Consider the following 21,294-nt stretch of genomic DNA (forward strand, 5'->3'; position numbering starts at 1 on the left):
TGTGTTGAATCAATCCAGGCTTAGAACCTGAACACTTCCATATCGGTCCGGATCGGCGAAGCCATCGGGATCTTCGGCTGTTTCTCCTGCTCAGCCGCGGGAGCAACAGGCTTCGGAGCAGGCTTCTTCGGCGCTTCAGCAATCGGTGGCTGGTTAGCCAGCGGCTTGAGCGCTACCGAAAGCTGCTCCGCCAGACGCTGCAGCAACACACCTTGAGCCTGAACCTGAGCCGCCGTACCGCCAGCGTGCTGTTCCTGCAGGTGAATGATGCGGTTATCGCGAACCTGGCCACGACGGTCGATCAGGCGCCATTGCGCATCCAGGATCGCCGGTTGCGATTCGCCCGAGTCCAGGCGAGTAATCGTCAGCAGCACCTGGACATCCGGCGTGAACCCAGTGGTCGCAGGCGCCAGCACAACGCGCTGGCTGTCCAGATGACCCGCTACCTGACGCAGCAACAGCTGGTCGATGTCCGAAGACAGGCTACCCGCCCAACGTCCATCAGGCGACGCTTGCAGGCTGCCATCGGGCTGTCGCTGCAACAGGGTTTCGCGTTGCAGGTAATCCGCAACCGTTACCGGGCCCAGCAAAACCGCCATGCCCGCGCTTTGCGCAGGCTGAGCCGGACTTCCGCTGTCCAGCTGATACAGCGACACCGGCTGGTGAACGCTGCAACCCGCCAGGCCAAGAACCCCGGCGAGCATCAAAATAAAAGGAAGGCGCAGAGCAGTCATCGTCCCATCCAGGTGGCTGCCTCAAGGCTAACCACAGTGAAAATACTCAATAAATATGAAGAACGCTCGGCCACGCCGGCGCTTGAAAGGCCATATCATCCGTGAATATGCGTTCCGACTCCAGCGCCAAAGCGTCGATCTACGCGTTAAATCGTAGATCGAGGCCTCTAGGACGCTTAATTGAGGTTTTCGACGAGCAGCGCATCGACCCGCTGGAAGCCACGTGGCAGTTTGTTACCACGGCGCCCACGCTCACCTTTGTAGTGTTCGAGGTCGTCCGCTTTCAGCGACAACGTACGTTTTCCGGCCTGCAGCACCAAGGTGGCGCCGTCCGGCAGTACGGCGATGTCCGTGACATATTCTTCGCGACTGGCCACACGCTCACCGGAGATCCCGATGATCTTGTTGCCTTTGCCCTTACCTAATTGTGGCAGATCGCTGATTTTGAAGATCAGCAGGCGACCTTCGGTGGTCACCGAGGCCAGCCAGTTGTTCTCACGATCAGCGACCGGACGCGGCAGAATCACTTTCGAATTGTTCGGCAAGCTCAACAGCGCCTTGCCCGCCTTGTTCTTGGCCTGGAAGTCTTCACCCTTGACCACGAACCCGTAACCGGCGTCGGAGGCGATCACATACAACGAATCGTCTTCCGGCATCAGCACGCATTCAAACGTCGCGCCCGGCGGTGGTGTCAGACGACCGGTCAACGGTTCACCCTGACCACGCGCCGATGGCAATGTGTGCGAGGCCACCGAATAGCTGCGACCGGTGGAGTCGATAAACACCGCAAACTGGTTTGAACGGCCCGGCGCCAAAGCCTTGAAGCCATCCCCGGCCTTGTAGGAAAGCCCGGTGGCGTCGATCTCGTGGCCTTTGGCAGAACGCACCCAGCCTTTTTCCGACAGTACGACAGTCACTTTCTCGTTCGGCAGCAGATCGTGCTCGGTCAGCGCCTTGGCTTCGGTGCGCTCGACGATTGGCGAGCGACGGTCGTCGCCGTAGGTTTCGGCGTCCTTGATCAGCTCGGTGCGCACCAGCTTTTTCAGCTTGGCTTCGCTGCTCAGCAGGGCTTGCAGCTTGGCTTGTTCCTTGAGCAGCTCGTCCTGCTCGGCACGCAGTTTCATTTCTTCCAGTCGCGCCAACTGACGCAAACGGGTGTCCAGGATGTAGTCGGCCTGGATTTCGCTGAGGGCGAAACGCTCGATCAGCGCGGCTTTCGGATGTTCCTCGGTGCGGATGATGTGAATCACTTCATCCAGGTTGAGGTAGGCAATCAGCAAACCGTCCAACAGGTGCAAGCGACGCTCGACCTTGTCGAGGCGGAATTGCAGGCGACGACGCACGGTCTGAACCCGGAACTCCAGCCACTCGACCAGCAGCGCACGCAGGTTTTTCAGCTGCGGTTTGCCGTCCAGGCCGATGATGTTGATGTTGACCCGGTAACTCGACTCCAGCTCGGTGCTTGCGAACAGATGCTGCATCAGTGCGTCGTGGTCAAAGTTTTTCCGCGCGCCCGGGATGATCACGATCCGGCACGGGTTCTCGTGGTCGGATTCGTCGCGCAGGTCAGCGATCTGCGGGGCCTTGGACGGTTTGGCCTGCATCATCGCGGCGATCTGTTCCAGCACCTTGGCACCGGACACCTGATGCGGCAGCGCGGTGACGATGATGTCGCCGTCTTCGATGTGATACACGGCGCGCATGCGCACCGAACCCTTGCCGGTCTCGTACATTTTCAGCAGATCGGCGCGGGGCGTGATGATTTCCGCTTCGGTCGGGTAATCCGGGCCCTGAATGTGCTCACAGAGCTGCTCGACTGTGGCTTTGGGCTCATCGAGCAAACGCACGCACGCCGTCGCAACTTCGCGCAGGTTGTGCGGCGGTACGTCGGTGGCCATGCCCACGGCGATGCCGGTGGTGCCGTTGAGCAGGATGTTCGGCAAACGTGCCGGCAACACCAGCGGCTCGTCGAGGGTGCCGTCGAAGTTCGGGCCCCAGTCCGCCGTGCCCTGACCCAGTTCGCTGAGCAGCACTTCGGAATAACGCGACAGCCGCGCCTCCGTGTAACGCATGGCGGCGAAGGACTTGGGATCATCCGGCGCACCCCAGTTACCCTGGCCGTCGACCAGCGTGTAGCGATAGCTGAACGGCTGGGCCATCAGGACCATGGCTTCGTAGCAGGCCGAATCGCCGTGCGGGTGGAATTTACCGAGCACGTCACCGACGGTACGCGCCGATTTCTTGTGCTTGGAATCGGCGTCCAGCCCCAACTCGCTCATCGCATAGATGATGCGCCGCTGTACCGGTTTCAGGCCGTCGCCGATATGCGGCAGGGCACGGTCCATGATCACGTACATGGAGTAGTTGAGGTAGGCATTTTCGGTGAAGTCAGCCAGTGACCGGCGTTCTACACCGTCCAGGCTGAGATCAAGGGAGTCGCTCATGCGGGCCTCATCGGTTCGTTGTCTGGCGCAGCAGCATGGTGCCACCGCGCTGGGTAAATTCAAGTTTGTTCAGTGCGCTCATACCGAGCAGCACTTGCTTGCCATCCAGGCCTGGCACGACGATGGCGCGCACATCACGCAGCACAATATCGCCCAGTTGCAGCCGGTCGACGCGGGTTCGATAACCCTCGGTGCGACCGTTGGCGGTGCTCAGGGTCACCCCGAAGCCTTGTTCCAGTTTCAGCCGTTCGGCCATTTCTGCAGGAATCGCCACATCGGTCGCCCCGGTATCGAGCATGAAACTCACCGGCTGGCCGTTGATCTGGCCACTGGCGACGAAGTGCCCCTGCGAGTTGCTGGCCAGTTTCACTTCAATGAATCCTTCGCCCTGCTCCGAGGTGACGACCACATTGGGATTTTGCTGACGCTCCTCCCATTGGCCGAAAAACCGCGTCGCCAGGAACAGCGCCGCACACCAGGCCAGCACCATAAACACCCGGCCGGCGCGTTTCCCCGGCGTCTGCTGGCTCACGGCTTGGCACTCCAGCCACCTTCAGGTGCGGCGAAGCGCCAGACAACCGGGCGAACCTCGCCATCGGCGCGGGCATCGTTGTTGTTATCGATGCCGATCCAGGCACCCTCGGCGTCGACAATCAACGCTTCGGTCAGACCAAACGGGTTTTGATAGCGACGGTGTTCCTGCAAGGCTTCTTCGGCAAACGACCAGCAGCGCTCGACCTTGGCCGTCACCGGGTCGCGGCGGCAGATCTTGTAAGCGTTGCGTTCAAGGGTAAACAGCTTGCCGTTGAACAGCGACAGGTCGGCAAAGTCCCGAGTAACGGCTTTGGCCCGTGCAAACTGAGCCGGCTGCATTTCTTTCCCCGCTTCGCTCAGCAACACACAGCCACCGTCGCAGTCCCACACCGTCTGTTGGCGCTTGATCAGCAGCAAGCCACGGCTTTGACGCTCGGCGGCGAGCCACAACTGATCGCCCGCAGGATTGATCGCCAGGCCTTCGAACAACGCATTGAATTGCAACAGCATGCCACTGGCCCGCGCTTCGCGAACCATCATGGGCGAGATCTTCAGCCAGGACGAAGGCCCAACGGGCGGCACTTGCAGGACCGCAGCATGGGACTCGCTGACGATGTAGCGATTGCCGGTGCTGTCGCACGTGACGCCTTCAAAATCCAGGTCCCCGCCCCGCACAAACGACGCGAGCCAGGCCCGCGAACGCAAACCCCAGGGCAGACCGCTGTCCGGCACCGGAGGGACGCCGATGCCCACGGTTTCGGCCTGCCAGACCGTGTCGCGGGTATCGAGGCGGTAGATCTGATCATCGTCGCGATCGGAGATCGTCCACAGATCCTTGCCACACTGGGCCAGCCCCGACAGGTTGCCGCCGCGCATGCCTTCGACGGGGTGCTCGGACAACAGGCGCAACTCCGGTGCCGGTTCGGCAAGTGCCGAAACGGAGGTCAGGAGTAACGCACACGCCAGGGCAAAGCCAAGCCGCATCAACCAAGGACCTCGGCGAGGTTGCCTTTGGATTCCAGCCACGATTTGCGATCGCCGGCGCGTTTTTTCGCCAGCAGCATGTCCATCATTTCCGAAGTCGCTTCAAAATCGTCCAGCGTCAGCTGCACCAGACGCCGAGTGTTCGGGTCCATGGTGGTTTCGCGCAGCTGCGGCGGGTTCATTTCACCCAGGCCTTTGAATCGTGTGACCTGCGGCTTGCCGCGTTTCTTCTCGGCCACCAGGCGATCGAGAATGCCATCGCGCTCGGCTTCGTCGAGGGCGTAGTAAATCTCTTTGCCCAGGTCGATGCGGTACAGCGGCGGCATCGCGACGTAGACGTGACCGGCATCCACCAACGGGCGGAAATGCTGGACGAACAACGCGCACAGCAACGTGGCGATGTGCAGACCGTCGGAGTCGGCGTCGGCGAGGATGCAGATCTTGCCGTAACGCAGCTGGCTCATGTCCGCCGCACCCGGATCGACACCGATGGCCACGGCGATGTTGTGCACTTCCTGGCTGGCCAGCACTTCGCTGCCGTCGACTTCCCAGGTGTTCAGAATCTTGCCGCGCAACGGCAGGATCGCCTGGAACTCTTTGTCCCGGGCTTGTTTGGCGGAACCGCCGGCGGAATCACCTTCTACCAGGAACAGCTCGGAACGCATCGGGTCCTGCCCGGCGCAGTCGGCAAGCTTGCCCGGCAGCGCCGGACCCGCGGTGATGCGTTTGCGCTCGACCTTCTTGCTGGCCTTGAGACGACGACCGGCGTTGTTGATCGCCAGCTCCGCCAGCAGCATGCCGGTTTCCGGGTGGGCGTTGAGCCACAGGCTGAACGCATCCTTGACCACACCGGAAACGAACGCCGCCGCTTCACGGGACGACAGACGCTCCTTGGTCTGGCCGGAAAATTGCGGCTCCTGCATTTTCATCGACAGCACGAAAGCGATACGTTCCCAGACGTCTTCCGGCGCCAGCTTCACACCACGCGGCAGCAAGCTGCGGAATTCGCAGAACTCGCGCATCGCATCGAGCAAGCCCTGACGCAGACCGTTGACGTGCGTACCGCCCTGGGCCGTCGGGATCAGGTTGACGTAGCTTTCCTGAACGCTGTCGCCACCTTCCGGCAACCACAGCAGCGCCCAATCGACCGCTTCTTTATTACCGGCCAGGCTGCCGCAGAACGGCTCGTCCGGCAGGCGTTCGAATTCGCTGACCGCGTCGACCAGGTAGGAGCGCAGGCCGTCTTCGTAATGCCATTCGACTTTTTCGCCGGTGGCCTTGTCTTCAAAACTGACCAGCAGCCCCGGACACAGAACGGCCTTGGCCTTGAGCACGTGTTTGAGGCGGCTGATGGAGAATTTCGGCGAATCGAAGTACTTCGGGTCCGGCGCGAAGAACACGCTTGTGCCGGTGTTGCGCTTGCCGACGGTGCCGACCACTTCCAGCTCGGTTTTCTTGTAACCGTCGCCGAACGTCATCTGGTATTCGTTGCCGTCACGCTTCACGCGCACCCGAACTTCGGTCGACAAGGCGTTGACCACGGAAATACCCACCCCGTGCAGACCGCCGGAGAACTGGTAGTTCTTATTGGAAAACTTGCCGCCCGCATGGAGCTTGGTGAGGATCAGCTCGACCCCGGAAACACCCTCTTCCGGGTGAATGTCCACCGGCATGCCACGGCCGTCATCGCTGACTTCCAGAGAGTGATCGGCGTGCAGGATGACCTGCACCGAGGTCGCGTGCCCGGCCAAGGCTTCGTCGACGCTGTTGTCGATGACTTCCTGGGCGAGGTGGTTCGGCCGACTGGTGTCGGTGTACATGCCGGGGCGTTTGCGCACCGGGTCGAGGCCCGAGAGGACTTCGATGGCGTCTGCGTTATAAGAGCTAGCGCTGGGAGTGGCCATGGGGTCTCGTCGTCCGCCTGTAAAAAGAGTGTTCTGTGAAAAAGAGGCGCTGACTCACAGTGCTGTGAAATCGATCGCCTGGTACAAATCTGCGCCGATACCGGCGAAACTCAGCATTGCCGGCAGCTGCGCGGCAAAACCCTGGAAACCATGGTCGCCGCCGGCCTGGATGCGCAAGGCACAGGCGCGGTAATACTGCTGGGCGAGGCGATAGTCCAGCGTTTCATCGCCGGTCTGCAACCACACCTGATACCGCTGTGGATCCCGGGGCGCCGGCACTTCCAGCTCGGCCAGGGCCGTCACGTGGTCGTGGGTCAATTCCCAGGCCTCATCGGTATACAGGTTTTTCTGCGTCCCCAGATACCCGTCGAACATCCGGTGCGGACTGACGGCAGGGTTGATCAACAGGGCCTTGAGGCCATAGCGCTCGGCCAAGTGAGTCGCATAGTAGCCGCCGAGTGAGCTGCCGACCAGCAGTGGCCGCCCCAGCGCTTCAATCGCCTTAGTAAGCTGACCGATGGCTTCACGCGGATGGTGATGCAGGGCCGGGACGCGCAATTGATCGCTCAGGCCCAGACGGTCCATCACCTGCACCAACTGCGTGGCCTTTTTCGACGCAGGCGCGCTGTTGAAACCGTGGATATAAAGGATCGAACCGGACATTTGAACTCCCTGTGCGTCGGGTAAAGAGGCGCAGTTTACAGGGAGTCGGGGGGATCGGGGATATCCTCGGAATTACAGGCGCCTGAACTGACGCTATCGCGAGCAGGCTCGCGATGAACGATAACGCGGTCTATCTGAAAAAATCAGGCTGGATCGACATTATCCAGCGCCCGATTCACCGCCAGCTCAGCCAGCATGACCAACTGCTGAATCGCCATCGCCGTATGCCGGTCAGGCCCAAGCAGGCGCGCAGCAAAATCGCTGGCCATGACACTCGCTGAAGCCAGTGATTCACAGGAATGGGCCAGAAGGCTTTCCGTGTCCACTTCGGGGACGATCATGTACATCGTGCTGGGTTTGCGGGCGGGGGGATTGGGGGTTGGTTTGAACATGGTAGTACTCCAGAGGAAGTGTGGAGCCACTTACAATTTGCCGCGAAGCAATTTGGGTGGCAGCTGTACGCAGGTTCGCGGACCGATCCTCTGGCAACTCGGCATACCCTAAGGTATCCCGCGCACAGCCGCCATGACACGAAACGACAGACAGCCGAAAGCGCTGTCGTTAGGCGGGGCGATTATGCCTGAGAAAACGGGCCGCGAAGCCCGATCACTGAATGTGTCAGCGATAGGCAAAAGGCTAGAGAAGCCACGTCTGACGGGCAACCTGAAAACTTCGTGGGAAGGTTCTGAAATTTTTGCTGACCATTAAACAGAGTCGTCTGTGAGGCCGCTTTCGCGAGCAGGCTCGCTCCTACAGTGGAACGAGGTACATCTGAGAGAGACTGGTCGGCTGTCAGGCCGCTATCGCTGGCAGGCCAGCTCCCACAAGGTTTTGGTGTACATCCGCAAGATATTGGTCGGCTGTCAGGCCGCTATCGCTGGCAGGCCAGCTCCCACAGGGGTTTGGGGTACATCTGCAAGAAATTGGTCGGCTGGCAGGCCGCCATCGCTGGCAAGCCAGCTCCCACAGGGTTCGGTGTACACCTGCAAGTTGGTGGTCGGCTGTCAGGTCGCCATCGCTGGCAGGCCAGCTCCCACAGGGTTTGGGGTACATCTGCAAGAAATTGGTCGGCTGTCAGGCTGCCATCGCTGGCAGGCCAGCTCCCACAGGGGTTTGGGGTACCTCTGCAATATAATGGTCGGCTGGCAGGCCGCCATCGCGAGCAGGCTCACTCCTACAGGGATCGGCGTACACGCTTCGCTTTTCACCACTCAATAGGTCGAGCGTTAGCTCGCCTGCTTTTGATCTTGATCTACCCGCCCCGTTCGGGAGGCTGAGTGGAGGTGTTCATCCGGGGAGTGGCGCGCAGCGCCGTTCGACGCAGTCGAACACGCTGCATGTAGGTGCAGCGAAGCCAACCGGAGGGCAGTGTCCCCGGATGGATACCGGAGCGAAGGTACGCCGAGCCCAGGCGAGGGGCCGGACGCTTGGGGCGAGCGTTTTTTTGCTTACTTTTTTTAGGCGCTTGTAAAAAAAGTGAGTCGCCGTAAGGGCGAAACCCTAAGTGGCCGTTACCGCAGCAACGGATATGTACTCGGTCAGCAAGAGCATGGTCGGCCCACAGGCCGCCAAGTTCAACCGTCAATAACCGTCGGAACCGTAATCAACCTGGAAGTCAAAGCCGGTAACACGCTCCACGCCCGTTTCGATCTGGCCATCCGGCAACAAGCGCAGCCAACGGTAGCCGGGCGCCTGCTCCCCAACCTTGAAATCATCACTCCCCGGTTCAAACTGAATGCAAGTCGAAGGCGAAGCAATCAACCGCACCCCATTGCGATCCCGATCAACCTCCTGATGCACATGCCCCCACAAAACAGCACGCACCTGCGGAAATCGATCCAGCACCGCAAACAACGCCTCAGGATTACGCAACCCGATCGGCTCCATCCACAAACAGCCGATCGACACCGGATGATGGTGAAAACACACCAGATGATGCCGCTCCGGCGCCTCACTCAGCGAACGCGCCAACACCTGCAACTGCTCATCCTGCAAAAACCCCGGCACCGACCCCGGCACCGCCGAATCCAGCAAAGTGACCCGCCAGTTACCGACATCCACCACCGGCTCCAGCAACGCACTCTGCACAGCGGCCTCGGCCATGATCCGCGGCTCATCGTGATTACCAGGAATCCAGCGCGCCGGCGCATCAAGCTGCCGGGTCAAATCGCGAAACAACTGATAAGACTCCAGCGTCCCGTCCTGAGACAAATCACCGCTCGCAATGATCAAATCAATCTGCGGCTGCTGAACGCGCACCAGCTCAATGACCTTTTGCAGGCTGTCCCGGGTATTCATGCCCAGCAACGTCCCGTCCGCTTCGGCAAACAAATGGCTGTCAGAGAGCTGCACCAGCAAAACCTGGGCATCAGCGGGAGAGTCAGGCATGTTCGACACGATGTTCGTCAGATAAAAGTAGGTGGATTATGGTGGCAGGCCGGCGTCTCGGCAAACCCGAGACGCGGGAGAGTTCACACATATGACACTTTGTTTTTGCTGCCTGTTATCAGCACGCATCTTTTTGTCCACGCAACACTGAGTACGTTTGCAAGTTACAGGTGCTCTCCTCGCCGGCTCCGGGCTTCTGCTGGATTTCCCGGCGCGCGATGTCCAGAACACCGTTCTCCACATACCTGAAACCGTTCTGATCGATACAGCGTTGATTGGCAATCAGGGCCAGCACCTCGTCAGCGGCATTGAATACGTTGCTGACCTTGCCCGGAAAAACGTAAATCACACCATCCTGTTCAAACGTAATGGCGCTGCGAAACTCGGACCGGGTTTTCAGTTTCGCCAGCACTGCTCCCTTCCAGCCGGCGTAGTGGAAGCGCTGGAGAAAACCGCGCCAGAATCGACACATCTGAGCCTCGGTCAATGCCTTGACCGTCGACTCAATGAAGTCGTCGGTCAGTTCTTCAAGCAGCGCATCCGCCTCCCTGGCCGTGGAGAACGAGCCCATGATGGTGTAACTGCCATGCGTCAGGATGTAGTCGGCGGGATAAGGCTCATGGGTCGTGACGGCGGGCATCAGGCACGGAAACCATCCGTCCATCACGATAAAAGAAAGCGGTTTTTCACTCGGCTGTTGGTCTTCGTAGCACAGCGCGAGGCAAGGCTGGTAAACCACCTCTACTTCAAAAGGGAAATCCCGTTCAAAGAAGGCAGGAAGCAACGATTGGAACCCCGTCGTGTTGATCACCAGATCAAACGCCAGGCAACTCCCGTCATCCCTGTATACGAGGCTCTGGCCTGCGCTGCGAATGATTTTCTCGACAATGAAACCCGTCTGCACCTGAACGCCCACCACCGCCAGTTTGTCGAGGAAAAAGCGGCGTAGTCGATCGCCCAATACCACGCTCGGCTCATCGAGATTGAATGCAGCCTCCAGTGCCTCCAAGCCTTTGGCGCTCATGTCCACCTCACTGCACTCGGGGGACTCATGACACACCTTGGCGAAGGTGTCGTTGCTCACTTTGGAGCGCAAACCCAACGCGTCCGTCGTGCCTTGCGCATAGATCGCCGAATCGTGAGCGACCACCAACTCGGGATACGTCGCACAAAAACGATCAAACACCTCCAGACAACTGTCCCTTGTGGTCTTCGAGCGCGGGTAGTGGGGTCCCTTGTGCAATCGGATCCCGAAGTCACCGGAAACGCCTTGGAAAATGTCCGGATGCTTCTCCAGCAATACGACTTGATGGCCAGCACTCATCAATTCCAGTGCACAGTGGGAACCGTTCCAGCCAGCCCCGACAATCCCGATTTTCATAAACGCCCATTTCCCAGACTAATGCCTCGCGACATGCGATGGCCGTAGCCGCTAGAGGAAAGAGCCAGGGATTAATTACAGGGACTACAAAGCGCGGAGACTATTCCCACAGCGCATGCGGAATGCTCTTGGGAAAGCCAAAAACAAAACTGTCAGGCATGAACGATTAACGAACGACGGCGTACTCATGCCCACAGGCCAGGCAATGGCTCAGCCATTCACCCAGAAACATATTCAACTGGGCCTTTTCATCCGGCTGGTGCATTGAGGCATTGGGGTAAGGATAGATGCCGCGAAAGCGTCGCGCATGTTCAGCGCTGACCACCTCAGCCATGCAGGCGTCGTGATAAACCTGCACTTCCAGTTGCGGCACCGGCAGCCACGGCAGGCTGTGTTCCTGGCGCACTTGCAAGGTCGTGGTGTACGGACAGACCTGCAGCACTTCAAGGGCCAGCACGCCGAGCATCTGATCGCCGTGGGTCACGGCAATGCGCCGTGCCTCCGGTTCGCTGCGCATGTCCGGCAGCAGTCGCATCAGGCGCGCGTAGTTGGCTTCGCAAGAGGCTTGCAGCCCCACGAGGTCCACCCTATAGCGATCGCGCAACTTGTTTACGACCATAGCCCCCTCACTTCAGCGCGGTTCAAAGCTAACCATTGCAAGGCAATGATGCTGGCCGCGTTGGCAATTCGTCCGTCGCGTACGGCCTGCAGGGCATCTTCGAACGCCCAGACCGTGACGCGGATATCTTCTGCTTCTTCCTCCAGCCCATGCAGGCCGCCGACTCCGGTGCTGTCGCAACGCCCCAGGTACAAGTGCACAAATTCGTTACTGCCGCCCGGCGATGGAAAGTATTTGGTCATCGGCCAGAGCGCCCCGAACACAAGCCCAGCTTCCTCCTGCGCTTCGCGGTGAGCAACTTCTTCCGGTACTTCATCCTTGTCGATCAGACCGGCGACCAATTCAATCAGCCACGGGTTATCGGTCTTGCCCATGGCGCCGACACGAAACTGCTCGATCAGCACCACTTCATCACGCTGCGGATCGTACGGCAGCACGCACACCGCATCGTGGCGAACAAACACTTCACGATTGATCTCGCGACTCATGCCACCGGCAAACAATTCATGACGCAAGTGCACACGATCGAGCTTGTAGAAGCCCTCGTAGCACTTTTCGCGCCGAACGATATCTACGGCGGTCGGAATGGCGTTGGCAAAATCAGTCATGACAATCCTCTTTACTGCAAGTCCATGGCGAGGTTCCAACCTCGACTTCGCGCCATCCTAACGCGCTCGCCCCGTTTGATGCAGCCCCTTTCCCGTCAGCGAGATAGACGGTGAGGGCGAAACCAACTCTAATTAGCTTAGTGGCGAACTGACTGCTTCGTTGAGAGTCGAAGCGGATAACTTTTTGCCTTTCCCTGTTTTATGAAGGACGCCCATGTCGCTTTTTAAAATCGCCTCCATGGCCGCAATCGCCCTGACCCTGGGCGCCTGCCAGAGCTTGTTCCAACCCAACTACCGGGCGCCGCTGGAAACCACCCGCGACGCCACCGAAACACTGAAACCGGGTTGCACGACACCTGAATGCCCACTGGTGAACATCGATACGCTGCGCTTCCCGGACGAGCCGCAGCTGGACGGCATTGTCGAAAAACGCCTGCTGCAACTGACCCGCACTTCGCCTGATGCCCCTGCGGCACCGACGCTGGCAGCCTATCGCGATGAGTTTCTGCGCACCGCCGGACCGCGCAACAGCAGCTACCTGCAAGCCAAAGTACGCGAGCAGCATGACGGCTTGGTGATCGTCGAGTTTTCCAGCTACCTGGACACCGGCGGCGCGCATGGCACGCCGGGCCGCAGCTTCATCAACTATTCGCGCCAGCAGCATAAAGTGCTGACCCTGTCCGACATGTTGGTGCCGGGGCAGGAAGAGGCATTCTGGAAAGCCGCGCAAGTGGCGCACAACAGCTGGCTGATCAGCACCAAGCTCGATCAGGAACCGGAGTTCGTGAAGCAGTGGCCGTTCCAGAAAACCCAGAACGTGGCGCTGACCTACGGCGGGGTGATCCTCAAGTACGAAGTGAGCACCATCGCGCCTTACGCGCTGGGTCACGTCGAACTGAAGATCCCCTACCCTCGCCTGAACGGCATTCTCAAGCCCGAGCTGTTTCCCGGCCGTAACTGAAGGCCCGGCCCAGCACCAGCTGGAGCAGCCCTGCCAGAATCAACGACGGCAGGGTTGCGCCGATGCCCGGATACAGATTCGCCAGCAAGTGATAAGTGCTCACCCCGCCCAACCAGGCGAGCAGCGCCGGCCAGCGCAACGCGGCTGACGCCACTTGAGCACTGCGTTTGCGCAGGATGAAATGATCCACCAGCACCACGCCGAACAGCGGCGCGAACACCGAACCGATCAACAACAGGAAGTTCTGGTACTGGGCCAACGGCGCCAGGCACGCGATCAGTGTGCAGATCACGCCAATCGCCAAGGCCAGATGCTCGACTTTCAAGCGCAGCAGAATCCCGCTGGACACCGCCGCCGAGTGAATGTCGGCGAAGGCATTTTCCGACTCGTCCAGCAAAATCAGCAGCAGCGGAATCCCCAGACCGGCACCGGCCAATGCCAGCAACAAGGCATTCACCTCACCACTTGGCGCAAACGCCAGGGTGTACGCCACGCCGAGGCTCATCAGCCAGAAGTTACCGATAAAGAAACCAATCGCTGTACCACCAAACACGTTTTTCGCACGCTTGCCGAAACGTGAGTAGTCGGCAATCAACGGCAGCCACGACAGCGGCATGGCGATGGCAATGTCGAAGCCCACGGCGAACGGCATCGAACCGTCACCGGCCTGCGCCCACAATGCGGCAAGATCGGCTTTGGCGAACAGGTTCCAGGTCAGCCAGATGCACGCGGCCAGCAGCAACCAAATGCCCCACTTACGCAGGATTTGACGGACGAATGTCAGCGGACCGCTGACGGCCAGCAAGGTCGCCAGGCCACCGAAGAACAGAGTCCAGAGCAGCGGATTCGACAGCAGGCTGCCTTCGCTGAACGCGCGGGCGCCGAGCAGGCTGGCGGCGTCGCGCATCACGATGATTTCGAACGAGCCCCAACCGATCAGTTGCAGCAGGTTCAGCACGGCCGGCAGGCTCGCGCCATGTTTGCCGAGGCTGAGTTTCAGCGCGGCCATCGACGACAGGCCGGTGTCACTGCCGATCACGCCGACAGCGGCCAGCAGCAGGACGCCGACCAGCGTGCCGAGGAATATTGCCAGCAACGAGCCCGACAGGCCCAGACCCGGAGCGAGCAGAGCGCCGGTCTGCAGCACCATCAGGCCGATGCCGAGGGAAAACCACAGGGAAAACAGATCGCGACCGCCGAACACACGTTTGTCTGTAGGCACCGCGATGTCGGGGGAATAAGTACTCGGTTGAATGCTCAAGGGTGTTATCTCAGAGGGACATTTGTTGTTGTGTAGATCGCTATCGCCAGCAGGCTGGCTCCCACAGGGGACTTGTGAACACCACCAATCCAGTGTGGGAGCCAGCCTGCTGGCGATGGGGCCTGTGCAGGGCCCCACCCTTTCAGGTCAGATCAAACCTTCTTGTACAGCTGACTGCCTTCCTGCTTGAACCGCTCGGCCTGTTCCGCCAATCCCTGGGCGACTTCGGCATCGACGGTTTCGATCCGCTGGTTGGCCGCGTATTCGCGGACTTCCTGGGTGATTTTCATCGAGCAGAATTTAGGTCCGCACATCGAACAGAAATGCGCGACCTTGGCCGAATCCTTCGGCAGGGTTTCATCGTGATACGAACGCGCGGTGTCAGGATCAAGGCCCAGGTTGAACTGGTCTTCCCAACGGAATTCGAAGCGCGCCTTGCTCAAGGCATTGTCGCGAATCTGCGCACCCGGATGCCCCTTCGCCAGATCGGCGGCATGCGCGGCGATCTTGTAGGTGATGATCCCGGTCTTCACGTCATCCTTGTTCGGCAGACCCAAGTGTTCCTTCGGCGTCACGTAGCAGAGCATGGCGCAACCGAACCAGCCGATCATCGCCGCACCGATACCCGAGGTGATGTGGTCGTAGCCCGGTGCGATGTCGGTGGTCAGCGGGCCGAGGGTGTAGAACGGCGCCTCATCGCAGCATTCCAGCTGCTTGTCCATGTTCTCTTTGATCAACTGCATCGGCACGTGGCCCGGGCCTTCGATCATGCATTGCACGTCGTGCTTCCACGCGATCTTGGTCAGCTCGCCAAGGGTTTCCAGTTCACCGAATTGTGCGGCGTCGTTGGCGTCGGCAATCGAACCCGGACGCAGGCCATCGCCCAGCGAGAAGCTGACGTCGTAGGCCTTCATGATTTCGCAGATGTCTTCGAAATGGGTGTAGAGGAAGTTCTCTTTGTGGTGCGCCAGGCACCACTTGGCCATGATCGAACCGCCACGGGAGACGATGCCGGTCACGCGTTTCGCGGTCAGCGGCACGTAGCGCAGCAGCACGCCGGCGTGGATGGTGAAGTAATCGACGCCCTGCTCGGCCTGTTCGATCAGCGTGTCGCGGAACAGCTCCCAGGTCAGGTCTTCAGCGGCGCCGCCGACTTTTTCCAAGGCTTGATAAATCGGCACCGTACCGATCGGCACCGGCGAGTTGCGGATGATCCACTCGCGGGTTTCGTGAATGTGTTTGCCAGTGGACAGGTCCATGACCGTGTCCGAACCCCAGCGAATGCCCCAGGTCAGTTTCGCCACTTCTTCTTCGATGGACGAACCCAAAGCGCTGTTGCCGATGTTGCCGTTGATCTTCACCAGGAAGTTACGGCCGATGATCATCGGTTCCAGTTCAGTGTGGTTGATGTTGGCCGGAATGATCGCGCGACCACGGGCGATTTCATCACGGACAAATTCCGGGGTGATGATTTTCGGCACGCTGGCGCCGAAGCTGTGACCGGCGTGTTGCTGGTCCAGCAGCCCGGCGGCACGGGCCACTTCGAGCTTCATGTTTTCGCGGATGGCGACGTATTCCATCTCGGCGGTGATGATGCCTTTGCGGGCGTAGTGCATCTGGCTGACGTTGGCCCCGGCCTTGGCACGGCGCGGGTTGTTGACGTGGGCGAAACGCAGCTTGGTCAGCTCGGCATCAGCGAGGCGTTCCTGGCCGAAGTTCGAGCTCAGGCCGGGCAGACGCTCGGTGTCGCCACGGGATTCGATCCACGGCGAACGCACATCAGCCAGGCCTTTGCGCACGTCGATGATGACGTTGGGATCGGTGTACGGGCCCGAGGTGTCGTACACAACGACAGGCGCGTTGATCTCGCCACCGAAGTCGGTCGGGGTCACGTCGAGGCTGATTTCGCGCATCGGCACGAGGATGTCCGGACGGGAGCCCTGGACATAGATTTTTTGCGAGCGGGTAAACGGTTGAACCGACTGTTGATCGACTTGGGCCGAGTCACTCAGGTTCGTAGTGTTTTTTAGTTTTATCGTCATCACGGGCTCTCCAGACAGCATCCAGGCAGTGGAATTTTGTCGGAGCGAACCTGTAACGAATGGACGCGACCAATCAGCCATGACAAAGCCGTTGGTGCTGTGCTCAGTGCTCGAGGGGTGTTCGATTGTCGAACAACATCCCGGACGAAGCACAAGAGGACTCGCCGGGTGACGAGAAATCTTGTTCCCTACGCAGGCGCTAACCTGATCAGGTTCAACGGGATCCGAAATTATTCGATCTCAGCCTCATAGCAAGGCACCCCGACAAGAACCCGGCCAGTCTAGACACAACTGGCAAAGAACGCCAACACCGCGGTAAACACCGTGATGAATGGCGCAATTAGACGATTGTTGCCGACCGTGTCCGCAACTACACTCGCAACGGCCACGCTGCGCATTGACGCTGTGTGGTCCGCGCCTTACCTTTGGCGCTCAAATTATCAGCGTAATTTTTAGGGATGGCCTCATGCTGCGCAAACTCTCACTGGCCGTTGCCGTGTCTTGTGCGTCCAATGGAATGGCATGGGCAGCAGAAGCGCCCTTATCGACCAAAACCGATCTGGTCAGCGTCTACCAGGAAGCGGTGGACAACAACGCCGACCTGGCTGCCGCACGCGCTCAATATGGTGCCCAGAAAGAAGTGGTGCCTCAGGCCCGCGCCGGTCTGCTGCCGAATCTCTCGGGCGGTGCCGAACTGGCCAACGTGCGTACTGCAATCGATCAACCATCGGCCACCGCCAACCGTAACGCTCACTCCTATCAAGCGACGTTGGCTCAGCCCTTGTTCCGTGCCGATCGCTGGTTCCAGTTCCAGGCCGCCAAAGACGTCAACGAGCAGGCCGCACTGCAACTCTCGGCCACCGAACAGAACCTGATTTTGCAAACCGCTGAAAGCTATTTCAACGTGCTTCGCAGCCAGGACACCCTGGCCTCGACCAAGGCTGAAGAAGCGGCGTTCAAACGCCAGCTCGACCAGTCCAACGAGCGCTTCGATGTCGGCCTGTCGGACAAGACCGACGTGCTGCAATCGCAGGCCAGTTACGACACCGCACGGGCCAACCGGATCGTCGCGCAGCGCCAGGTGGATGACGCCTTCGAAGCGCTGATCACCCTGACCAACCGTCAGTACAACTCGATCCAGGGCATCGTCCACACCTTGCCGATCCTGCCGCCGGCGCCAAATGATGCCAAATCCTGGGTCGATACGGCGGCGAGGCAGAACCTGAATCTGCTGGCCAGCAACTACGCCGTCAGTGCTGCAGAAGAAACGCTCAAGCAACGCAAGGCCGGACACGCGCCAACCGTCGACGCCGTGGCCAAGTATGAAAAAGGTGATAACGACGCCTTGGGTTTCAGCAACCCGAACGCCTTCGGCCAACCGTATCGTGGTGACGTCGAGCAAACGACGGTAGGCCTGCAACTGAACATTCCGATCTACAGTGGCGGCCTGATCAATTCCCAGGTGCGCCAGTCGTATGCACAGCTGGATCAGTCCGAACAGCAGCGTGAATCCCTGCGCCGGCAAGTGGTGGAAAACACCCGCAACCTGCACCGGGCAGTGAACACCGACGTCGAACAGGTACAGGCGCGCAAGCAGTCGATCATCTCCAACCAGAGCGCGGTGGAAGCGACCGAAATCGGCTATCAGGTGGGCACGCGAAATATTGTCGACGTGCTGGATGCCCAGCGTCAGCTGTACACCTCGGTGCGCGACTACAACAACACGCGCTACGACTACATCCTCGACAATCTGCGCTTGAAGCAGGCCGCCGGTACGTTGAATCCGGGGGATCTGCAGGACCTGGCGCGCTGGCTCAAACCCGACTACAACCCGGACAAGGACTTCCTGCCCCCGGACCTGGCCAAGGCTGCGGCGGAACAATTGAAGGCCAAGCCAACCCAGTAAAAACCAGTTCTGTGGCGAGGGCGCTTGCTCCCGCTGGGCTGCGAAGCAGCCCCAGCATTCTGCCAGTCACATCGCAATTGCAGGTTTCACGACTGCTTCGCAGCCGAGCGGGAGCAAGCTCCCTCGCCACAGGAGTCGGTCAGTTGATCAACCGCCCCAACCCATCCAGCAGCCGCTGCAACGCGCCCTGATTGGTGCGCATCACTTTCAAACCCGCTTCTGCCATCCGCTGCGCATCGCGTGGCAATTCGAACAGCCGCTGCACCGCCAGCGCCAGGCCTTCCGCATCTTCCACTTCCTGCAACGCCCCGGCACTGCGCAATTGCGCAGCGATTTCGAGGAAGTTGAACAGGTGCGGTCCGCTCAGCACCGGTTTGGCCAGCGCCGCCGGCTCCAGCAAGTTATGCCCGCCGTTCGGCACCAGGCTGCCGCCGACAAATGCGCTGTCCGCCAAGGCATAGAGAAACAGCAGCTCACCCATGGTGTCGCCCAGCAGCACCGAGGTATTTGCCGTGACCGGCTCGCCGGAAGAACGACGCACCGTGGAGAATCCCTGCTGCTGGCACAGCTCGAACACCGAATTGAAACGCTCTGGATGCCGCGGCACCAGAATCAGTAATGCATCAGGATGATTGGCGAGCAACTGACGATGGGCCGCCAGCACCACTTCGTCTTCACCGTCATGGGTACTGGCGGCGATCCACACCGGACGATCCTGCGCCTGCCATTGCGCGCGCAATTCGGTGGCGCGCAGAAGCAGTTGCGGATCAATCGTCAGATCGAATTTGATCGAGCCGGTCACTTCGACGGTGTCAGCTCGTGCACCCAAATCACGGAAGCGCTGGGCCTCGGCTTCGGTTTGCACTGCGAACAGGCTCATTTCAGCGAGCATCGGCTGGGTGAGTTTCCGGAAGCGGCCATAACCCTTGGCCGAACGTTCGGACAATCGCGCATTGGCCAACGCCACCGGAATCCCGCGCTTGGCGCACTGATGGATGTGGTTCGGCCAGAGTTCGGTCTCCATGATCACCGCCAGTTTCGGCTGGACCCGATCAAGAAACCGCGCCGCAGCGCACGGCAAGTCGTAAGGCAGATAGCAGTGCTGGATGCGCGGCTCGTTGGCAAACAGGGCGTGGATGCGCTCCGAACCGGTCGGGGTCATGCAGGTCACGGTAATCGGCAGCTGTGGATAACGTTGCAGCAAGGCGCGAATCATCGGCGCCGCGGCAATGCTCTCGCCCACGGACACCGCGTGCACCCAGATGCCACCCGGTTTCATCACCGGCAAGCCGAAGGAAAAACGTTCGCCAATGCGCTTGGCATAGGCCGGCGCCTTGCGCGAACGCAGCCATAGCCGAATCGCTACCAATGGCAGCCCCAGGTAAAACAGCGCGGTGTAGAGAGTTCTATTCATGGCGGCGGAGTTTATCGGTTTTTTCACCGATCGCCTGCAAGTGCACGGCAAAACGTTCCGCCAGCCAGCGAGCTGCCGGGCCCAGTGGCTCGTCACGACGCCAGACCAGTTCCACGACCAGCGCCGGCGGGGTCCATTCGCTGTCCAGCTCGACCATCAGATCCTGATACGCCGGGTATTGCACCACGTGCCGCGGCAGCCAGGCCCAGCCGAGGCCGCGCACCAGCCATTCAGCCATCACGTAGAAGCTGTCGGCACGCCAGACCTGCGGACTGGCCGGCTCGCTGCCGGGATAGACGCTGGACTGCGTGGACATCAGCAACTGGCGATGCCGCGCCAGCTCCTGACAATCGACCGGCTTCTGTTTTGCCAGTGGATGATTGATGCCGCACACGGTGACCATTTCTACGCTTCCAAGCACCCGACGCTCCAGCGCTTCGGGAATCTGGTCGTGATAAAACAACAGTCCCAGATCGGCCCGACGCTCCACCAGTTTGCGCGCCACATCACCTTGGGCGGCGCTGGTCAGCTGCACTTCAACACTGGGAAATTTTTCCGCCAGGGCTGCAAAGCTTTCGATGATCGGCTGATAGGGCATCGCCTCATCCTGAGCCACGCGCAAACGCGCCTCCTGGCCACGCATCATTGCCAGCGCCCGACCGTTCAGGCGTTCGCACTGACGCAAGACTTCCCGCGCCTCTTCCAGCAAAGCATTGCCGGCCTCGGTGAGTTTCGGCTGACGGCCGCTGCTGCGATCGAACAGGCTGACACCGAGGTCTTCTTCCAGCAGCGCGATCGAACTGCTGACCGCCGACTGCGCCTTGCGCTGATCCCGCGCCACCGCGGAAAACGAACGCTGCTCCGCTACGCTGACAAACAAGCGCAGTTGTTCCAGATTCCATTGCGTGCTCATGAGACAACCCATCTTCAGAACAGATAGGTAATGACTTTACCGCATCTGGAGAATCTCTAAAATGCCGACCTCAGAGAGCAACACTTCACACGAGGATGCACCTATGACCGCTTACTACTACCTGGCCATTGCCATCTGCGCTGAAGTGATCGCGACCGTTTCGATGAAAGCCGTCAAAGGCTTCAGTACCCCGCTGCCGCTGATTCTGGTGATTGTCGGTTACGGCATTGCCTTCTGGATGCTGACGCTGGTGGTGCGTAGCGTCCCGGTGGGCGTGGCTTACGCGGTGTGGGCCGGCATGGGGATCGTGATGGTCAGCGTTGCGGCGCTGTTTATCTACGGGCAGAAGCTGGATGTGCCGGCGATGCTGGGGATGGCCTTGATCGTCCTGGGCGTCGTCGTCATCCAGCTATTCTCCAAAACCGCTGGCCATTAAGTGCGCAACACAATCCAATGTGGGAGCGAGCCTGCTCGCGATGGCGGTGTACCAGTCGACTGAAAGGTTGCCTGACCCACCGCTATCGCGAGCAGGCTCGCT

At 60.0% G+C, this 21,294-nt stretch carries 17 protein-coding genes, 1 pseudogene and 1 riboswitch; of the genes and pseudogenes, 3 read left to right on the forward strand and 15 right to left on the reverse strand.

Going from position 1 to position 21,294, the window contains the following annotated elements; genetic code table 11:
* Window positions 1–20: 20 nt before the first annotated feature.
* The 11 genes and pseudogenes from ACRC4F_RS12325 to ACRC4F_RS12375 all read right to left on the reverse strand — a co-directional run bounded on the left by ACRC4F_RS12325 (window position 21) and on the right by ACRC4F_RS12375 (window position 12,259).
* Window positions 21–734 (reverse strand): PqiC family protein, encoded by a 714-nt coding sequence (locus ACRC4F_RS12325; protein ID WP_438659548.1) that lies wholly within the window; start codon window positions 732–734, stop codon window positions 21–23.
* A 176-nt stretch (window positions 735–910) separates the two neighbouring features.
* Window positions 911–3,178 (reverse strand): DNA topoisomerase IV subunit A, encoded by a 2,268-nt coding sequence (gene parC / locus ACRC4F_RS12330; protein ID WP_438659549.1) that lies wholly within the window; start codon window positions 3,176–3,178, stop codon window positions 911–913.
* A gap of 7 nt (window positions 3,179–3,185) precedes the next feature.
* Window positions 3,186–3,710: a retropepsin-like aspartic protease family protein gene (locus ACRC4F_RS12335; protein ID WP_438659550.1), complete on the reverse strand. Its 525-nt coding sequence runs from the start codon at window positions 3,708–3,710 to the stop codon at window positions 3,186–3,188.
* Window positions 3,707–4,696: an esterase-like activity of phytase family protein gene (locus ACRC4F_RS12340; RefSeq protein ID WP_438659551.1), complete on the reverse strand. Its 990-nt coding sequence runs from the start codon at window positions 4,694–4,696 to the stop codon at window positions 3,707–3,709. The genes ACRC4F_RS12335 and ACRC4F_RS12340 overlap by 4 nt, the downstream gene beginning before the upstream one ends.
* Window positions 4,696–6,600: a DNA topoisomerase IV subunit B gene (parE, locus tag ACRC4F_RS12345; protein ID WP_253435498.1), complete on the reverse strand. Its 1,905-nt coding sequence runs from the start codon at window positions 6,598–6,600 to the stop codon at window positions 4,696–4,698. Before parE ends, ACRC4F_RS12340 begins: the two co-directional genes overlap by 1 nt.
* 54 nt (window positions 6,601–6,654) lie before the next feature.
* Window positions 6,655–7,263 carry a YqiA/YcfP family alpha/beta fold hydrolase gene (locus tag ACRC4F_RS12350; RefSeq protein ID WP_438659552.1) on the reverse strand — a complete coding sequence of 203 codons (609 nt, stop codon included), beginning with the start codon at window positions 7,261–7,263 and terminating at the stop codon, window positions 6,655–6,657.
* A 143-nt stretch (window positions 7,264–7,406) separates the two neighbouring features.
* Window positions 7,407–7,637: pseudogene (locus tag ACRC4F_RS12355) on the reverse strand (DUF6124 family protein); the annotation flags it as partial.
* 1,207 nt (window positions 7,638–8,844) lie between these two features.
* On the reverse strand, window positions 8,845–9,651 hold the full coding sequence (cpdA, locus tag ACRC4F_RS12360) for a 3',5'-cyclic-AMP phosphodiesterase (protein ID WP_438659553.1): 807 nt from the start codon (window positions 9,649–9,651) through the stop codon (window positions 8,845–8,847).
* A 118-nt stretch (window positions 9,652–9,769) separates the two neighbouring features.
* A complete protein-coding gene (locus tag ACRC4F_RS12365; protein WP_438659554.1) occupies window positions 9,770–11,032 on the reverse strand; it encodes an FAD-dependent oxidoreductase in 1,263 nt (420 codons plus the stop codon).
* Between the two features lie 166 nt (window positions 11,033–11,198).
* Window positions 11,199–11,651 (reverse strand): DUF1249 domain-containing protein, encoded by a 453-nt coding sequence (locus tag ACRC4F_RS12370; RefSeq protein WP_438659555.1) that lies wholly within the window; start codon window positions 11,649–11,651, stop codon window positions 11,199–11,201.
* Entirely contained in the window at window positions 11,642–12,259 is a 618-nt protein-coding gene (locus ACRC4F_RS12375; protein WP_131058782.1) for an NUDIX domain-containing protein, read from the reverse strand. Before ACRC4F_RS12375 ends, ACRC4F_RS12370 begins: the two co-directional genes overlap by 10 nt.
* A gap of 214 nt (window positions 12,260–12,473) precedes the next feature.
* Here ACRC4F_RS12375 and ACRC4F_RS12380 point away from each other — a divergent pair, with 214 nt between their 5' ends.
* Window positions 12,474–13,220: an RsiV family protein gene (locus tag ACRC4F_RS12380; protein WP_438659556.1), complete on the forward strand. Its 747-nt coding sequence runs from the start codon at window positions 12,474–12,476 to the stop codon at window positions 13,218–13,220.
* On the opposite strand, the gene cytX is transcribed toward ACRC4F_RS12380, so the two are convergent.
* Window positions 13,189–14,481 carry a putative hydroxymethylpyrimidine transporter CytX gene (cytX, locus tag ACRC4F_RS12385; RefSeq protein ID WP_438659557.1) on the reverse strand — a complete coding sequence of 431 codons (1,293 nt, stop codon included), beginning with the start codon at window positions 14,479–14,481 and terminating at the stop codon, window positions 13,189–13,191. The two genes, ACRC4F_RS12380 and cytX, sit on opposite strands and share 32 nt — an antisense overlap.
* Window positions 14,482–14,633: 152 nt before the next feature.
* A complete protein-coding gene (gene thiC / locus ACRC4F_RS12390; protein ID WP_416740561.1) occupies window positions 14,634–16,523 on the reverse strand; it encodes a phosphomethylpyrimidine synthase ThiC in 1,890 nt (629 codons plus the stop codon).
* A gap of 168 nt (window positions 16,524–16,691) precedes the next feature.
* A riboswitch (TPP riboswitch) is annotated at window positions 16,692–16,797 on the reverse strand.
* Window positions 16,798–16,989: 192 nt separating this feature from the next.
* On the opposite strand from thiC, the gene ACRC4F_RS12395 reads away from it, so the two are divergent.
* On the forward strand, window positions 16,990–18,429 hold the full coding sequence (locus ACRC4F_RS12395; protein ID WP_438659558.1) for a TolC family outer membrane protein: 1,440 nt from the start codon (window positions 16,990–16,992) through the stop codon (window positions 18,427–18,429).
* Between the two features lie 139 nt (window positions 18,430–18,568).
* On the opposite strand, the gene waaA is transcribed toward ACRC4F_RS12395, so the two are convergent.
* Complete coding sequence (waaA, locus tag ACRC4F_RS12400) at window positions 18,569–19,843, reverse strand: lipid IV(A) 3-deoxy-D-manno-octulosonic acid transferase (RefSeq protein WP_438659559.1); 1,275 nt, start codon at window positions 19,841–19,843, stop codon at window positions 18,569–18,571.
* Window positions 19,836–20,756: a LysR family transcriptional regulator gene (locus ACRC4F_RS12405; RefSeq protein WP_438659560.1), complete on the reverse strand. Its 921-nt coding sequence runs from the start codon at window positions 20,754–20,756 to the stop codon at window positions 19,836–19,838. Before ACRC4F_RS12405 ends, waaA begins: the two co-directional genes overlap by 8 nt.
* Window positions 20,757–20,859: 103 nt before the next feature.
* Here ACRC4F_RS12405 and ACRC4F_RS12410 point away from each other — a divergent pair, with 103 nt between their 5' ends.
* Window positions 20,860–21,192 carry a DMT family transporter gene (locus ACRC4F_RS12410; protein ID WP_008027887.1) on the forward strand — a complete coding sequence of 111 codons (333 nt, stop codon included), beginning with the start codon at window positions 20,860–20,862 and terminating at the stop codon, window positions 21,190–21,192.
* Window positions 21,193–21,294: the final 102 nt, after the last annotated feature.

It is taken from the genome of Pseudomonas sp. (assembly GCF_051660785.1).
Classification (GTDB): Bacteria; Pseudomonadota; Gammaproteobacteria; order Pseudomonadales; family Pseudomonadaceae; genus Aquipseudomonas.

What these genes read in the sequence shown, in the direction of transcription:
- ACRC4F_RS12325 (WP_438659548.1), bottom strand. Translation starts at nt 734, where the DNA reads ATGACTGCTCTGCGCCTTCCTTTTATTTTGATGCTCGCCGGGGTTCTT.
- parC (WP_438659549.1), bottom strand. Translation starts at nt 3,178, where the DNA reads ATGAGCGACTCCCTTGATCTCAGCCTGGACGGTGTAGAACGCCGGTCA.
- ACRC4F_RS12340 (WP_438659551.1), bottom strand. Translation starts at nt 4,696, where the DNA reads ATGCGGCTTGGCTTTGCCCTGGCGTGTGCGTTACTCCTGACCTCCGTT.
- parE (WP_253435498.1), bottom strand. Translation starts at nt 6,600, where the DNA reads ATGGCCACTCCCAGCGCTAGCTCTTATAACGCAGACGCCATCGAAGTC.
- ACRC4F_RS12350 (WP_438659552.1), bottom strand. Translation starts at nt 7,263, where the DNA reads ATGTCCGGTTCGATCCTTTATATCCACGGTTTCAACAGCGCGCCTGCG.
- cpdA (WP_438659553.1), bottom strand. Translation starts at nt 9,651, where the DNA reads ATGCCTGACTCTCCCGCTGATGCCCAGGTTTTGCTGGTGCAGCTCTCT.
- ACRC4F_RS12365 (WP_438659554.1), bottom strand. Translation starts at nt 11,032, where the DNA reads ATGAAAATCGGGATTGTCGGGGCTGGCTGGAACGGTTCCCACTGTGCA.
- ACRC4F_RS12370 (WP_438659555.1), bottom strand. Translation starts at nt 11,651, where the DNA reads ATGGTCGTAAACAAGTTGCGCGATCGCTATAGGGTGGACCTCGTGGGG.
- ACRC4F_RS12375 (WP_131058782.1), bottom strand. Translation starts at nt 12,259, where the DNA reads ATGACTGATTTTGCCAACGCCATTCCGACCGCCGTAGATATCGTTCGG.
- ACRC4F_RS12380 (WP_438659556.1), top strand. Translation starts at nt 12,474, where the DNA reads ATGTCGCTTTTTAAAATCGCCTCCATGGCCGCAATCGCCCTGACCCTG.
- thiC (WP_416740561.1), bottom strand. Translation starts at nt 16,523, where the DNA reads ATGACGATAAAACTAAAAAACACTACGAACCTGAGTGACTCGGCCCAA.
- ACRC4F_RS12395 (WP_438659558.1), top strand. Translation starts at nt 16,990, where the DNA reads ATGCTGCGCAAACTCTCACTGGCCGTTGCCGTGTCTTGTGCGTCCAAT.
- waaA (WP_438659559.1), bottom strand. Translation starts at nt 19,843, where the DNA reads ATGAATAGAACTCTCTACACCGCGCTGTTTTACCTGGGGCTGCCATTG.
- ACRC4F_RS12405 (WP_438659560.1), bottom strand. Translation starts at nt 20,756, where the DNA reads ATGAGCACGCAATGGAATCTGGAACAACTGCGCTTGTTTGTCAGCGTA.
- ACRC4F_RS12410 (WP_008027887.1), top strand. Translation starts at nt 20,860, where the DNA reads ATGACCGCTTACTACTACCTGGCCATTGCCATCTGCGCTGAAGTGATC.